At 70.1% G+C, this 13,931-nt stretch carries 16 protein-coding genes; 10 read left to right on the forward strand and 6 right to left on the reverse strand.

Annotated features, from left to right (window positions below; all coding sequences use genetic code 11):
- Positions 1-482 (forward strand): molybdenum cofactor biosynthesis protein MoaE (locus VE172_RS07515; protein WP_324799350.1); only part of this gene is annotated, 482 nt, incomplete at its 5' end.
- Between the two features lie 23 nt (positions 483-505).
- Here the strand turns inward: VE172_RS07515 and VE172_RS07520 are convergent.
- Positions 506-1,501 (reverse strand): sigma-70 family RNA polymerase sigma factor, encoded by a 996-nt coding sequence (locus VE172_RS07520; RefSeq protein WP_349258295.1) that lies wholly within the window; start codon positions 1,499-1,501, stop codon positions 506-508.
- 90 nt (positions 1,502-1,591) lie between these two features.
- Here VE172_RS07520 and VE172_RS07525 point away from each other — a divergent pair, with 90 nt between their 5' ends.
- A complete protein-coding gene (locus tag VE172_RS07525; RefSeq protein WP_324799353.1) occupies positions 1,592-1,975 on the forward strand; it encodes an SgcJ/EcaC family oxidoreductase in 384 nt (127 codons plus the stop codon).
- A gap of 25 nt (positions 1,976-2,000) precedes the next feature.
- On the opposite strand, the gene VE172_RS07530 is transcribed toward VE172_RS07525, so the two are convergent.
- Positions 2,001-2,582, reverse strand: coding sequence for a TetR/AcrR family transcriptional regulator (locus VE172_RS07530; RefSeq protein WP_324799356.1), 582 nt, complete (start codon positions 2,580-2,582; stop codon positions 2,001-2,003).
- A 9-nt stretch (positions 2,583-2,591) separates the two neighbouring features.
- On the opposite strand from VE172_RS07530, the gene VE172_RS07535 reads away from it, so the two are divergent.
- The 3 genes from VE172_RS07535 (at position 2,592) to VE172_RS07545 (ending at position 5,552) form a co-directional block, all read left to right on the forward strand.
- Positions 2,592-4,019 (forward strand): DHA2 family efflux MFS transporter permease subunit, encoded by a 1,428-nt coding sequence (locus tag VE172_RS07535; RefSeq protein WP_324799359.1) that lies wholly within the window; start codon positions 2,592-2,594, stop codon positions 4,017-4,019.
- Positions 4,020-4,075: 56 nt separating this feature from the next.
- Positions 4,076-4,630, forward strand: a complete 555-nt coding sequence (locus VE172_RS07540; RefSeq protein ID WP_324799362.1) for a dihydrofolate reductase family protein — start codon at positions 4,076-4,078, stop codon at positions 4,628-4,630.
- A gap of 88 nt (positions 4,631-4,718) precedes the next feature.
- Positions 4,719-5,552: an SAM-dependent methyltransferase gene (locus tag VE172_RS07545; protein ID WP_324799364.1), complete on the forward strand. Its 834-nt coding sequence runs from the start codon at positions 4,719-4,721 to the stop codon at positions 5,550-5,552.
- Between the two features lie 16 nt (positions 5,553-5,568).
- On the opposite strand, the gene VE172_RS07550 is transcribed toward VE172_RS07545, so the two are convergent.
- On the reverse strand, positions 5,569-6,126 hold the full coding sequence (locus tag VE172_RS07550) for an alpha/beta hydrolase (protein WP_349258293.1): 558 nt from the start codon (positions 6,124-6,126) through the stop codon (positions 5,569-5,571).
- 338 nt (positions 6,127-6,464) lie between these two features.
- Here VE172_RS07550 and VE172_RS07555 point away from each other — a divergent pair, with 338 nt between their 5' ends.
- A complete protein-coding gene (locus VE172_RS07555) occupies positions 6,465-7,265 on the forward strand; it encodes an exonuclease domain-containing protein (protein WP_324799366.1) in 801 nt (266 codons plus the stop codon).
- 10 nt (positions 7,266-7,275) lie between these two features.
- Here VE172_RS07555 and sigJ read toward each other — a convergent pair whose 3' ends face one another.
- Entirely contained in the window at positions 7,276-8,217 is a 942-nt protein-coding gene (gene sigJ / locus VE172_RS07560) for an RNA polymerase sigma factor SigJ (protein ID WP_324799369.1), read from the reverse strand.
- A 172-nt stretch (positions 8,218-8,389) separates the two neighbouring features.
- Between sigJ and VE172_RS07565 the strand changes: the two genes are divergently transcribed.
- The 4 genes from VE172_RS07565 (at position 8,390) to VE172_RS07580 (ending at position 12,346) form a co-directional block, all read left to right on the forward strand.
- Positions 8,390-9,538, forward strand: coding sequence for an amidohydrolase family protein (locus tag VE172_RS07565; RefSeq protein WP_324799371.1), 1,149 nt, complete (start codon positions 8,390-8,392; stop codon positions 9,536-9,538).
- A 2-nt stretch (positions 9,539-9,540) separates the two neighbouring features.
- Positions 9,541-11,112 carry an FAD-dependent monooxygenase gene (locus VE172_RS07570; RefSeq protein WP_324799373.1) on the forward strand — a complete coding sequence of 524 codons (1,572 nt, stop codon included), beginning with the start codon at positions 9,541-9,543 and terminating at the stop codon, positions 11,110-11,112.
- Positions 11,113-11,207: 95 nt separating this feature from the next.
- Entirely contained in the window at positions 11,208-11,735 is a 528-nt protein-coding gene (locus tag VE172_RS07575) for a GNAT family N-acetyltransferase (RefSeq protein WP_324799375.1), read from the forward strand.
- 68 nt (positions 11,736-11,803) lie between these two features.
- Entirely contained in the window at positions 11,804-12,346 is a 543-nt protein-coding gene (locus VE172_RS07580) for a dihydrofolate reductase family protein (protein ID WP_324799377.1), read from the forward strand.
- A gap of 439 nt (positions 12,347-12,785) precedes the next feature.
- Here the strand turns inward: VE172_RS07580 and VE172_RS07585 are convergent, their stop codons facing one another.
- Both VE172_RS07585 and VE172_RS07590 read right to left on the reverse strand, forming a co-directional pair.
- Positions 12,786-13,178 carry a VOC family protein gene (locus tag VE172_RS07585; protein ID WP_324799379.1) on the reverse strand — a complete coding sequence of 131 codons (393 nt, stop codon included), beginning with the start codon at positions 13,176-13,178 and terminating at the stop codon, positions 12,786-12,788.
- Between the two features lie 15 nt (positions 13,179-13,193).
- A complete protein-coding gene (locus VE172_RS07590; protein ID WP_349258296.1) occupies positions 13,194-13,883 on the reverse strand; it encodes an arsenate reductase/protein-tyrosine-phosphatase family protein in 690 nt (229 codons plus the stop codon).
- Positions 13,884-13,931: the final 48 nt, after the last annotated feature.

Consider the following 13,931-nt stretch of genomic DNA (forward strand, 5'->3'; position numbering starts at 1 on the left):
GGGCGGCGCGGGCCGCGGGGTGCGGCGGCGGTCCTCGGCAGGCGCCGTGCGGTCCGCGCGGGCAGGCAGGCCAACGCCACCACGCCGATCGCGACCGTCAGCAGCGTCGACTGCCCGCCCAGGGCCACCAGGGCGGCGCCCAGCGGCGGGGCGGGATCGTGGTGTTCATCGGCACCGTCCGGGACAACAGCGACGGCCGCGAGGTCACCGCCATCGAGTACGAGGCGTACCGGTCCATGGCGGTCAAGAGCCTCACCGAGATCTCCGAACGCTGCGAGGCCGTCGCCCATCGCACCGGCACGCTCGCGATCGGCGAGACCGTCGTGATCATCGCCGCGGCCGGTCCCCATCGGGCCGAGGCCTTCCAGGCCGCCCGCTCCTGCGCCGAACTCATGAAATGGGAGACCGCCATCTGGCGCAAGGAAATCCGCCCCGACGGCGAGGAGTGGATCGGCGCGCCCTGCGACCTCGCCGTCGAGTGAATACCGGTGTGACGCTGGGGCCGTCACATGGTCGGCGGCAGCCCGAACGAGCCCAGCACGGCCGGGTCCTGGAACACCACATTGGTCCTGATCCCCGCCGCGACGACGTCGAACACGTGCAGGGTATGCAGCCGGTACGCGCCGTCGGCGGCGCCGATGTACGCGGCGACCGCGGGTTGTCCGTTGGCCTCGGTCGGCGCCATCCGCCAGCGCCGACCCCGCCGTTCGAACAGGTGGGTCATGAACGCGCCGTAGGAATCGCGGCCGCGGTACCACAGTGGAACCGGCGGCATCTCCAGCACGGCTTCGTCCGTGAGTAGTCGCGTCAACCCCGCGACGTCGGCGCGCTCGAACGCCGTGACGTAGCTGTCGATCCGCGCCCGCTGCTCGGCGTCCGACAGGTCCGTGACGTCGTCCTCGTTGAGCGCGGCCCGGTCGAGCCCGGCCCGGGCGCGCTGCAGGGCGCTGTTCACCGACGCCGCGCTCGTCTCGAGCATCTCGGCGACCTCGTTGGCGGAGAACGCGAGTACCTCGCGCAGGACCAGCACCGCCCGCTGCCGCGCCGGCAGCGCCTGCATCGCGGCCACGAAGGCGAGCCGCAGGCCCGAGCGGGCCGCCGCGGCCGAGGCCGGGTCGGGCGAGCCGAGCACCCGGTCGGGGAACGGTTGCAACCACGGCACCTCGAACTGCGGCTCGAGCGGCGCGGCGGCGTCCTGGCTCGGCGCGCCCAACCCGGACGGCAGCGGCCTGCGGCCGCGTCCGTCCAATGCGGTCAGGCACGCGTTGGTCGCGATGCGGTACAGCCAGGTGCGCAGCGTGGCGCGCTGTTCGTCGTACCGGTCGCGGGCCCGCCACGCGCGTAGCAGCGTCTCCTGCGCGAGGTCCTCCGCGTCGTGGTAGCTGCCGAGCATCCGATAGCAGTGCGCCAGCATCTCCGGCCGCAGCGCCTCGATCCGCGCCTCGAATTCCATCCTGGTCCTCCTCGGGTCCGTACCGCGTGCCGCGCTGGACGACCGGATTCTTCGCGGGAATGCGATGAATCCGCCCTTGCTCGCCGGTAAGTACTGCCGAGGCGGTCAAGCGGCCGCCACCGACCACAGGAGGCCATTATGACCAACGACAAGAACGCCATCGACACCCTGATGCGGCGGATCTACGACGCCTGGGCCGCCGGCGACGCCGACGCCTTCGCCGACTGCTACACCGCCGACGCCACGGTCGTGATGCCCGGAGTCCGTCACGACGGTCGCGACGAGTTGCGCGCGTACATGGCGGCGGCGTTCGCCGGGCCGCTGCGCGGGTCCGCCGGCATCGACCGGCCGATCAGCACACGGGCGCTGGGCGAGACCGCGGCGCTGGTGATCAGCGAGGCGGGCATTTTGATGGCGGGTGAGACCGTACTTCCCGACGAGCGCAAGCGAATCGCGACCTGGGCGCTGGTGCGGCAGGACGAGGGTTGGAAGGTGGCGGCGTACCACAACTGCCCGGCCTGACGCGGCGTCTCGCGCCCGGTTCGTATCAACGCGAGGCGTGGTACCGCACGAGCGGCAGGAAGAGCTGGTGCGCGATGTTCTGGAGCTCCCGGTCGGATGGGGCGGCGCGTTCGGCGATCATCGAGTACCGGATGAGTACGCCCGGCATGGCGAGCACCGCGTCGGGGACGGCCGCGGCGCCGACCTCGCCGCGGGCGCGGGCCTGGTCGATCACTTGCCGAAAGGCGGTGGGGACGACGCCTTTGGTCTCTTCGGGGATCTCGTCCAGCTCGCTGAACAGGCCGGCGGCCACGTCGATGCCCACCTGTCGCATCCGCTCCGCGAACTCGTGCAGGAGGGCGAGGACGTCGCCCTCGAGGCTGCCGGTGTCGGGGATGTGCCCGACGACGGTGCCCGCGTGGGCGCGCACGGCCGCGAGCACGAGCGCGGCACGGGCGGGCCAGCGGCGGTAGATCACGGCACGGCTCGTGCCGACCGCGCGGGCCACCGCATCGATGGTGAATGCCGCGTAGCCCCCGGCTCGCAGCTGTTCCCACGCGGCCTCGAGCAAGGCGTCCTCCAGCTCGGGGCCGCGGCGGCGGCGGGCCGGGCGGGCGTCGGTATGCATGTCCACACCATGAGGATACGCGTGTATCTTATTGCATGTAAGGTACACGCGTCTCTTAGAGGGATCACGGTGGACGGACCAAAACTGGAACCGCTGGGATGGCCACTGGTCCGACTGGCGTTGGTCGTCGTGATCGGCGGCATCGCGCCCCTGATCGACACGACCGTCGTCAATGTGGCGCTGCACACGATGAGCGCCGGCCTCCGCGTCGGCGCCGACGCGATCCCATGGGTCTCCACCGTCTACCTGCTGACCCTCGCGGTGGCGATCCCGGTGACCTCCTGGGCCTCCGACCGGCTCGGCGCGAAGCGACTGTGGATCGCCGGGCTCGTCCTGTTCATGGCCGGCTCCGCCCTGAGCGCGCTGGCCTGGGGCTTCGGCCCGCTCGTCGCCTTCCGTGCCCTGCAGGGCGCCGGAGCGGGAATCATGCTCCCGGTGTTGCAGACGATCCTGGTGCGCGCCGCCGGCCCGGCCAAGACGGGTCGGGTGCTCACGATCGTGATGCTGGTGGTCACCATCGCGCCGATCGCCGGACCGCTCGTCGGCGGCGCGCTCGTCGACGCGACGAGCTGGCGGTGGGTGTTCGTGATCAACCTGCCCGTCTGCCTCGCCGCGATCCTGCTGGCCGTGCGCTTCATCCCGGCAGCCCCGGCGCGGCGTGACAGGCGTCTCGATGTTCCCGGTGTGCTGCTCCTCGGAGTCGGGACCGCGGCGTTGCTCTACGCGCTGAGCAACGCCGCCGGCCACAACGGCGACACCGCGCTGCGCGTGTGGGCGCCGCTCGTCGGCGGTCTGCTGCTGACCGGCGCCTTCGTGGCGTGGAGCCTCGCCCGCGACGGCCGCGCCGCGATCCCCGTCCGCCTGCTCGCGCATCGGGCGTTCGGCTCCGCCACGGCCACACTGTTTCTCAGCGGGGCCGCCCTCTACGGCGCCCTCTTTCTCATCCCGCTGTACTTCCAGCAACAGCGCAACCTCACCGCGCTGACCGCCGGCGCGCTCCTCGCGCTGCAGGGAGCCGGATCGCTGCTCACCAGGTGGGTCGGCGGCGTCGTCGACCGGGTCGGGGCCAGGCCGATCGCCGTCACCGGTGTCGTGCTGTGTGCCGCCGCGACGATCCCGTTCGCGACCGCGACGACTCACACCAGCTGGCCGCTGCTGGGCGCCGCGCTCGTCGTCCGTGGCGGCGCGCTGAGCGCGGTCAACATCGCCATCACGACCGGGGCGTTCGCGGGGCTTGCGCCCGACCAGGTTCCGGCCGGTTCGGCGATCGTGCGCCTCGTCCAGCAGCTGGGCGGAGCCGCCGGTACGGCGCTGCTCGCGACCATCGCCGCCGCGACCGGTGTCCTGGGTGGATTCCACGCCGCGTTCTGGTCGAGCATCGCCCTCACCCTCGTGGCGCTCATCCCCTGCGCCAAAATTATCTCGCGCGAGCGATGAGTTGGGTTGGTGCCGCCGGTATGTATCGGTGAACATCAATCGAAGGGATACCCATCATGAGCGTCATCGTCATCGAATTCATCACCCTGGACGGCATCGTGTCCGACCCGGACGGCTCCGGGGCGACGCCAACCGGCGGCTGGGCGTTTCGGTACGGACCCGAGGCGGTCGACGGCGACAAGTTCCGGCTCGGGACCACACTGGACGACGGCGTCATGCTGCTGGGCCGCACGACCTGGCAGTCGTTCTCGCGCCTCTGGCCGGGACGAGACGACCCGTTCTCCGCGCGGATGAACGCCGTGCCGAAGCTCGTCGCCTCGCGCACCCTGACCGACACCTCGGCGTGGGCGAACTCGCGGGTCATCGACGGCGGCCTCATCGAGGCCGTCAAGCGCGAGAAGCGCGACGTCATCATCACCGGCAGCCTGAGTGTGGTGCACGCGCTGATGGCCGAGGACCTGGTCGACGAATACCGGCTGTTGACCTTCCCGACGGCGCTGGGCACCGGCCGACGGCTCTTCGGCGACCACGGCCCCCGCATTGACCTGGAGTGCCTGTCGGCCGACCGGGTCGGCGCCGCCACCCTCGCCCGGTACCGCAGGACGGCATGACGCGGGCACACGCGCCCTGCCCGTTAGCTTGGCGCGCAGGGGTTAGCTGAATCGTTCTTCGAGTTCGCGGGGCCGGTACGATACGGTCATGACGGACGAGACAGCGCCCCCGGGGGTCGACACGTCGAAGGCGAGCGTGGCTCGGGCCTACAACTACGCGTTGGGCGGCAAGGACAATTTCGCGGTGGACCGCGCCTTTGCCGACATGGTCCTGGAACGGACCCCGGACGTTTTCGATTCGGTGCGCATGATCCGGGAGTTCGGGGCCCGGGTCGCGGCGTACCTGGCCGAAAACGGTGTTCACCAGATCATCGACCTGGGCAGTGGTCTGCCCACAACCCCGCCGAGCATTCACGAGACCGCCCGGGCGATCCTGCCTGACACGAGGGTCGTGTATGTCGACAACGATCCCGTGGTCGCCGCGCACAGTCGGGCACTGCGTTCCATTGGGCACGGGCTGGCCACGATCGAAGCCGACATGATGAATCCCGATGTCGTGTTCGGTGCCCCGGAACTGACCGAGACGATCGACATGTCCCGACCCGTCGGTGTGCTGATCATGAGCGTGCTGCAGAACATGACGGACCAAGCCGAGGTGCTGCGGGTGCTGGGCGACATTCGCGATCGCCTCGCACCGGGCAGCTATCTGGCGGTGGCGCATCTGTGGGACGGCAGCACTCCCGTGTCGATGGCCGGGGTCCACGAGAGTGCCGCCGAGAAGGGCTATCCGGAGGTTCTGTTCAGGTCCCGGGCCCAGATCGCCGAGCTCTTCGACGGATTCGAACTCGTCGATCCGGACAGCCCGCATTCGCCGGACGATCCCGCGATCGTTCAGATCGGCGACTGGTGGCCCGATCCCAACTCCGCCGACGAACCGGACGTCGAGCTGAAACTCCTGGGAGCCGTCGGTCGCAAACCCTGACGCCGCATGGACCGTGTCAGGTGTCGAGGACGCCTTCGTGCCGCAGCCACGCCTCGCACGCGTCGGTCCAGGTCGCCGTGTGCGCATTGTGGGCGATGAATACGTGACCCTGGCCGCCGTATTCGACGCCGTCGGCCAGGCCGATGCCGTGTCCACCGCGCGGGTAGACGTGGAGTTCGACCGGGACCTCGGCTTCGGCGAGGACGCGCGCCCATTCCAGGGCGTTGGGGAGGCCCACCGGGTCCTGGGCGGCGGTCCACACGAACGTCGGGCACACCGTGGAGTCCACGTGCTTGGACGGGGACAGTTCGTCCTTAATGGAGATCAGCTCCCCCAGCAGCCCCTCGGCCGCCTCGGGCGGCAGCAGACCCACGTCGGCCAGGGCGTACGCCAGGATCGCGAAGTCCGGTCGCGGCGGGTCGGCGACGCCGTCCTCCGTCGACAGGACGGTGCCCGTCATGAGCAGGCCCGCCAGGTGCCCGCCCGCGCTGGAACCGATGACGCCGACGCCGCGGGTGTCGAGCCCGTGGTCGCCGTTCCTGATGTAGTCCAGCCCGGACCGGGCGTCCCGCAACGGCGCGGGAAACCGATCGGGCAGCAGCCGATAGTCGAGGACGAACGCGTGCAGCCCGATACGGGACAGTCAGCGCGCGTAGCCCTCACCCTCGTGCGGCGGAAGTTCCGTGAAACGGCCGCCGGGAAGGACCAATATGGACGGCCGCGGACCGGTGAAACGGTCGTCGGCCGGATAGACCGTGATGCGTTCTGAGATTGTCGCCTGAGTTGGCAGGATGGCAATGCCACCTTTCGATACAACGCCGCCATGCCTGACGAACCGACCGCCACCGGCACCCGACGCTTCAGGAATGCTAGCCGCTGACATCGGCGACGCAATATGACACGCACCACCGCATGGCCGACGAGGCCGCGGCCGGACACGACCGACGCGATGGCCTTTTGCAGACCGCCGTGTTGCGGATCCCTTGTAACATCACGCTTTCCCGCCATAGTTACTACACAATCGACAGAAAGATCTCATTCATGGTCGTCCCGCCGCTCGCGGCCCAGTACGGATCCAACGATGCCGTCACCTCCTGGGTGGCCATCGACTTCGAAACCGCCAACTCCTCACACGCCAGCGTGTGCCAGGTCGGCATGGCCAGCGTCACCAACGGCCGGATCGACGACACATTCGACAGTCTCATCAAACCCATGTCCGGATTCGACGACTTCTACGGCATCAACACCAGCACCCACGGGCTCACCTTCGCCGACGTCGCCGATGCTCCATCATGGCCACAGGTGTGGGAACACATGTTGAAGTTCATCGACAGCCGACCCATCGTGGCGCACAGCGCCGCCTCCGCCGAAGTCAGCATGATCAAGCAGACCTGTGCCTTGTGGAGTGTGCCCGTCACCCCGTTGCGGTACGCGTGCTCGCGGCAGATCGGCAAGAAGGTGTGGAATGTCGAAGCACTCAAGAAGTGCGCCCAACAAGCACATGTACCGCTGGTCAATCACCATGACGCCCTCGATGACGCGACCGCCTGCGCCCACATTGTCCTCGCCGCCATGCACGAGGCACGCGTTGACGACCTTCATGGCCTCAACGCTCGCCTGGGGCTGTCGTGGAACCGCCTCGCGCCCTATACCGACGCGGTGAAACCGCCCTCACCGGAGAGCGCGTACTCGCGGGCGCGTCGAAACGTGTGACACCACGGGCTCAACCACGCGGAGGAGCGTCCTTGTGAGAGCTGATCGAGGGTGGCTCCATGCGCCCTTGCTCAGCGCGCCCGGGTATTCGCGTCAGTTTGTCCGGGTTGGTCACCGAGTAGACCCCCCGGACCAGATCGCCGTTGGGGTCGAGGTCGAGCACCAGGACGGCGAACGGGGCCCGCGCGTTGAACACCAGGGCCGACGGGTCCCCGTTGACCTGGCGATATGTCACGTGGAAGCCCGCGGAGGCGTTGGCGCCGACGGCCACGAACAGGTTCGCCACGGCGTCGCGGCCGTGGACGGGCCGGAGGCTGGTGGCGGGGCCCTTGCCCCCGCCGTCTGTCCACAAGGTTACGTCGGGGGCGAGGATGTCCAAGAGCGCCTTCAGGTCTCCTCCGAGGGTGGCGGCGACGAACCGCTCGGTCACTTGCCGCTGCACCCGGGAGTCGACCGGGTAGCGGCTGGGCCGACGGGCGCGGACGTGTTCGCGGGCGCGGTGGGCGAGCTGTCGTACCGCCTCGGGGCTGCGTCCCAGCATGTCGGCGATGTCGGCGTGCGGGTAGCCGAAGGCCTCGTGCAGCACGAAGACCGCGCGTTCGGCGGGGCTGAGGGATTCCAGGACGACCAGAAGCGCCATTGAGGACGATTCGGCGCGCAGGAGCGGATCGGGCTCGTCGGTGACCACGGGTTCGGGCAGCCACTGTCCGACATAGGTTTCGCGGCGTCGCTTGATGGAGGACTGCCGGGCCAGGGCGCGGTTGATCGCGATGCGCACGAGGTAGGCGCGGGGATTCTCGATGCGTTCGCGGTCGACGGCCGCCCACGACAGCCAGGTGTCCTGAAGCACGTCCTCGGTGTCGGCGACGCTGCCCAGCATGTTGTAGACGATGCCGAACAGCAGTTCGCGGTGGTCGATGAACTGTTGGGTCGCCGCCTCGTGGTCGGTCACGGTGGTGCCTTTCGTCGCTGTGCCGGTGATGGGAGCGCGATCGGGGGTCCGGATGTGACATCTCGCCGCGGAATGTGTCGCGGGTCTCGCCACGTCACCTCGCGTCCCACGACGGGCTCTTGTCTACGCGAACCGGGAAGGACCCGATTGTGCGCCACGACAGGAGACGGAAATGCGAACGCTCATCCGCGATGTACGGATCTTCGATGGTGAACGGACCACAAAGCGCGCCGACGTGTGCATGGAGGACGACACGATAGTCCGACCGGGCGTGGGTCCCGTCGACGTCACGGTGGACGGGACCGGCAAGACCCTGCTTCCGGGTCTCATCGACTCCCACACCCACATCTTCGACGGCAGCCTGGCCCAGGCGCTCGATCACGGGGTGACCACCGAGCTCGACATGTTCTGCCTGCCGTCCAACCTGGACAAACAGCGGCGGCTGGCGGACGAACGCGACGACGTCGCCGACTTCCGCAGCGCGGGCATGCTCGCGACCGCCCCCGGCGGGCACCCCAGCCAGCTGCTCGCCGGGCTGGCCGACTCCGGCGGGTTCGGCGACGCGGCGACCGGGTTCGAGCCGATCGGCGACGCCGGGCGGGCCGAGGAGTTCGTGGCGGCGCGGCTCGCCGAGGGCGCCTGCTACCTCAAGGTGGTCGTGGACGACGGCGGCGTGCACGGCATGGAGCTTCCGGTGCTGTCGGTCGATGTGTTGCGGGCGTTGGTGTCCGCCGCTCACCGCGCCGGGCTGCCGGTGATCGCCCACGCCATCACCGCGCCCGAGGTCGAGACCGCCCTCGAGGTGGGCGTCGACGGTCTGGCCCACGTGTGGTGCGACTCGGTCAAGCGTGCCGAGGAGTTGGCGGCGCGCGTCGCGGAGCAGGGCGTGTTCGTGGTGAGCACCCTGGTGTACTTCGAGGTGATCAGCCGGCCCTCCGCGGGCGGGGTTGATCACGCCGGTCCCGACAGCGGTGCCACGGCCGTGCGGGTGGCCCGCGCTCTGCATGAGGCGGGGGTGCCGCTTTTGGCGGGCACCGACGCGACGCCGTTCGCGCCGGGACACGGCCACGGCCTGCACCGGGAACTGCGCCTGTTGACCGGCGCCGGGCTGAGCAATGTGGAGGCGTTGATGGCGGCGACCAGCCTGCCCGCGGACCGTTTCGGCCTCACCGACCGGGGCCGCGTCGCGCCCGGCAAACGCGCCGACCTCCTGCTGGTCGACGGCGACCCCACCGAGGACGTCGCCGCGGTCGAATCCATCGCCGGGGTCTGGCGGCGCGGGGTTCGGCTGGAGCGCGCCGCGACCGGCGACAAGGGGTGACCATGCGAAACGACGAAACCACTCAGGTCCTCATCGTCGGCGGCGGCTACGCGGGGCTCGCCGCGTCGGTATTCCTGTCTCACCACGGCATCTCGAGCGTCCTGGTCGACCGCCACCCGGGGTTGTCGATCCAGGGCCGCGCCCGCGGCATCAACCCGCGCACCATGGAGATCTACCGTTGTCTCGGCCTGGAAGCCCCGATTGTCGACGCCGGGCGGCCGTTCCAGGACGACGCCGGTGGCGCGTACTGCGAAACCCTTGCCGGGGAGTGGAAGTGGATCTTCCCGCCCGAGACGCCCATGTCGTTCCCCGATGTGAGCCCGTGCGGTTGGAGCCTCGCCGATCAAAACGCGGTCGAGCCGGTGCTCATCTCCGCGGCTCGGGCGCGCGGCGCCGTCCAGCACTTCGGCACCGAAGTGGAGTCCGTCGCCGCCACGCCCGACGCCGTGACCGCCACGGTCACCGACCGCATCAGCGGTGAGCGGCGCGATATTCGCGCCGAATACCTGATCGCGGCGGACGGCCAGCGCAGCCCGATCCGACAACGGCTCGGCATCGAGCGCACCGGCCCGGGCATCGTTCGCGACCATGTCGGCATCGTGTTCGAGGCCGACCTGTCGGCTCATCTGAAGCGTCGCGCCCTCCTGTGGTTCATCCGCAACGACAGGGCGGGCCAGGCCGTCATGCTGACGACCGCTCAACCTGGCCGGTGGAGCGTTCAGGTCGACTACGACCCCGCGTCCGAAGGCGTCGACGACTTCACCGACGAGCGATGCGAGCGCCTGATTCGCGATGTCGTGGGTGACCCCGACGTGAAGGTGCGGGTTCTCGACAGGCAGGTCTGGGCCCAGGGCGTCGCCGTGGCGGACGAGTTCCGTCGCGGCCGGGTGTTCCTCGCCGGGGACGCGGCCCACGTCTGGTCCCCCGCCGGGGGCATCGGCGCCAACACCGGTGTCCAGGATTGCTGGAATCTGTCCTGGAAACTCGCCGCCGTCCTCAACGGCTGGGCCTCACCATCCCTTCTCGACACCTACCACGCCGAGCGCCACCCGGTGGCCGCGGTGCTGGCCGAGCTGACCGAGGAACGCCAGCGCATCCGTACCGGCTCCGACCCCGGAGACGACAGGACGGACGATCGCTTGTGGATGTTCGGGCAGCGCTACTGGTCCAGGGCGGTCGTCGATCCCGGGCACGACACGGTATTCGCGTCCGCCCTGGACCTGCACGCCCAACCGGGCACCCGGGCCCCGCACCTGTGGATCGAACACGACGGCGAGCGGAGGTCCACACACGACCTGTTCGGCGACGGCTTCGCCGTGCTCACCGGCCCGGGCGGGTCGTTCTGGGCCGAGGCCGCCTCCCGGGTCGGCCACAGGCTCGGGGTTCCCCTGGCGGCCCACCGCGTCGGCACCGATCTGACCGATGTGGACGATGTGTGGCGGGATCGATACCGGGTCGGGGACGGCGGGGCCGTGCTCGTCCGCCCGGACGGCTACGTGGCCTGGCGCCACCCGCGCATCGCCGCCGGGCACGAGGGGCGGTTGTCGGCGGCCCTGCACTCGATCCTCGGCTGATCTCACGCGGACGGGACCGATGGGTCTCCCGTCCGCGTGAGATCCATATGATCGGGGGCGGCCCCAGTGGTCGAGACGACGTCGGAGGGATCCCCATGCTGCGCGAGGCCGTAAGAACCGACATCCCCGCCATCGCCGCGCTCATGCGACAGGCCGTGCTCGACACGTTCCCGTCGTTCCACAACGAACGCGAAACGGCCGCCGCCGCGCGCTACCTCACCGAACCCGACACGATGCTCATCGACGACCACACCTACTACGTCCACGACGCACACGGCCAGATCGTCGCCTGCGGCGGCTGGAGCAAACGCGACAAGCTCTACACCGGCTCCGGTCCGGGCCCGGCCGACGACCGCCTGCTGGACCCCGCCGTCGAACCCGCACGCGTGCGCGCCATGTTCGTGCGCGGCGACTTCACCCGCCGCGGCCTGGGACGCGCGATCCTGGCCAGGTGCGAACAAGACGCCCGCGCCCAGGGCTTCCGCGCGCTGGTCCTCATGGCCACCCTGCCAGGCGTCCCGCTGTACCGCTCCTACGGCTTCCGCGAACTGAAACGCACCCGCGTCCCGCTGCCCAACGGCGTCGCGCTCGACGGCGCATCGATGCAATACCCCCTGATGTAGCGGCGAGTGTCGGTGCCCCGCCATAGAATCCGGTCACGACGTCGATTCGAGACATGGGGAGGAACAGCGTGAGCGATGCCAGTGGCAAGGTGGTCGTGAACCGGGCGATGTCGCTCGACGGGTTCATCGCCGGGCCTGAGGACGCGATGAGCTGGATCTTCGACTTCTTGGCCCCCAACGCCTTCCCCGAGGTCATGGCCGCCACCGGGGCCATGCTCGTGGGGCGGCGGACGCACGAGGTGGGCAAGCGGCTCGCGGGCGCGACGTCCGCCGACGACGCCTACGAGGGCGGGCCGCAGTTCGTCCTCACCCACCGGATCCCCGACCCGCCCGATCCCGGGGTGACGTTTCTTTCCGGGGACATCGGCGAGGCCGTCGCCACGGCCCGCGCCGCCGCGGGCGGCAAGAAACTCGAGATTCTCGGCGCCGACGTGGCCACCCAGTGCCTGCGGCGCGGGCTCGTCGACGAGATCCTGGTGTACGTGATCCCGGTGCTGCTGGGTGACGGCGTTCGGTTCACGGCACCGGGTCTGGAAAGGACGGACCTGGAACCGATCAGCAGTACGCGATCGGGCGCCGTCACGGTCCTGCGGTTCAACGTTCGCAAATAGACCTCGGCGCGGTTGACGGCCAGATCATACGAAAGTCCGCCATGCCGACACCGGGGGACCACACACGCCACCAGGGTCGGCTCCTCGCCCGGGCGCACCGCCGCCCGCCAGACGCCCCGCGTCGGCAGGTCGCCGTCCCCACCCGGGCGCGGCTCCAGCGGTCCCCCGCGGCTCGAAACCCACGGCGGCGGCCCAGGTTTCGCGGTACCGGGCACCCTCGGGAGGAGGGACCGGACCGAGATCGGCCACCAGTGCCGAGCGCGATGCCTCAGCCGCCATGAGATGCGGCGCCGTCGCGTTGTCGAGGGAACCGGGATCGTGCCCGCGAGACTGTGGCGCGGTCGCCGCCGCCGATGTCGTGGGCGCTGTCGGCCGCGTCCTGTGTGTCCTCCAACGCTCCATCGGGCGGGGTCCGGGCCCTGGCGTCGCGAAGTCGCCTTCAGTGCGTGGTTGCGTCGCGGGCCCGCTGGAACACCTCGACCAGATTGCCGGCGGGGTCGGCGACCAGGATCTGGCGGCCTCCCGGTCCGGACACCAGTTCGCTGCGGAAGGTCACCCCGGCCGCGCGCAGCCGCTCGATCTCCGCCTCAAGGTCGTCGACGATGAGGTGGATGCGGTTGCGCCCGGCACCGGCGGCGTCGTCGGGGGTGGCGCGGGCGCCGGACGTCTGCGGTCCGGACACCAACAGCCGCAAGGGTCCGCGCCTGAGGTCGGCCAGGGGCGCCACCGCGAAGGCGACGGTGAAGCCGAACTGTTCGGTGTAGAAGTCGACCGCCGCCGGGACATCGTCCACGATGTATCGGACGCTGGCGAGCTCGGTTTCGTCGGTCATGATGAGGTCTCCCTTTCACAGCGGCAGGAACCCGATACGGGTGTCGAGTTCCTTCGCGATCCGCCGAAATTCCGGGTAGGTCGCGCGATCGGTTTCAGCGGAGGCGGACGGGTCCGGCAAGCTCCAATGTGTCGTGACGGCTGTCCCGTGATCGCAGGGCACCTCGCGGACCTTGTCGCACAACGTGACCACGCGGTCGAAGCTTCGCGCCGCGACGGCGTCCAGGGACCGCGGGCGCCGGGGCTCGACGTCGATGCCGAAGTCCTCCCGCAGCACCCGCGCCACGTTCGGATGCGTCCGCGGCGCGGGGCGGCTGCCCGCGCTGGTCACGCGGACGCCGTCGACGCGATGCCGCAGCAGCGCCTCGGCCATCGGGGAGCGAGCGCTGTTTCCCGTGCACAGGAACAACACCGCGCCGCCACCCGACGCCCGGGGGCCGGTGGGTGCCAGCGCCGGGTGCAGGGCGGCGGCGGCGTCGCCGAACGCGGCGGCGCAGCGGTCCAGCCTGAGGTGGTAGTAGCTGTCCCGGCCGTCGAAGTTGCTGCGACGCGCGTCGATCAGCCCGGCCGCGCGCAGCAGCCGCAGGTGGTACGACACCAGGCTCTGCGGTTCGGCGACAGCGGCGACCAATTCGCGGACCCGCCGATCGCTGGACGCCAGTTGGGTCATCAGCGCCCAGCGCAACGGGTGCGCCGCCATCCGCATCAACAGCGGTACGGAGGTCCGATCCGTGGGTGTCACACTCGTCACAAT

The organism is Stackebrandtia sp. (assembly GCF_035643755.1).
Taxonomy (GTDB): Bacteria; Actinomycetota; Actinomycetes; order Mycobacteriales; family Micromonosporaceae; genus Stackebrandtia.

Excerpts from the sequence above, each read along its gene's own strand:
- VE172_RS07525 (WP_324799353.1), top strand. The coding sequence starts at position 1,592 with ATGACCAACGACAAGAACGCCATCGACACCCTGATGCGGCGGATCTAC.
- VE172_RS07530 (WP_324799356.1), bottom strand. The coding sequence starts at position 2,582 with ATGCATACCGACGCCCGCCCGGCCCGCCGCCGCCGCGGCCCCGAGCTG.
- VE172_RS07535 (WP_324799359.1), top strand. The coding sequence starts at position 2,592 with ATGAGGATACGCGTGTATCTTATTGCATGTAAGGTACACGCGTCTCTT.
- VE172_RS07540 (WP_324799362.1), top strand. The coding sequence starts at position 4,076 with ATGAGCGTCATCGTCATCGAATTCATCACCCTGGACGGCATCGTGTCC.
- VE172_RS07545 (WP_324799364.1), top strand. The coding sequence starts at position 4,719 with ATGACGGACGAGACAGCGCCCCCGGGGGTCGACACGTCGAAGGCGAGC.
- VE172_RS07555 (WP_324799366.1), top strand. The coding sequence starts at position 6,465 with ATGGCCGACGAGGCCGCGGCCGGACACGACCGACGCGATGGCCTTTTG.
- VE172_RS07565 (WP_324799371.1), top strand. The coding sequence starts at position 8,390 with ATGCGAACGCTCATCCGCGATGTACGGATCTTCGATGGTGAACGGACC.
- VE172_RS07570 (WP_324799373.1), top strand. The coding sequence starts at position 9,541 with ATGCGAAACGACGAAACCACTCAGGTCCTCATCGTCGGCGGCGGCTAC.
- VE172_RS07575 (WP_324799375.1), top strand. The coding sequence starts at position 11,208 with ATGCTGCGCGAGGCCGTAAGAACCGACATCCCCGCCATCGCCGCGCTC.
- VE172_RS07585 (WP_324799379.1), bottom strand. The coding sequence starts at position 13,178 with ATGACCGACGAAACCGAGCTCGCCAGCGTCCGATACATCGTGGACGAT.
- VE172_RS07590 (WP_349258296.1), bottom strand. The coding sequence starts at position 13,883 with ATGCGGATGGCGGCGCACCCGTTGCGCTGGGCGCTGATGACCCAACTG.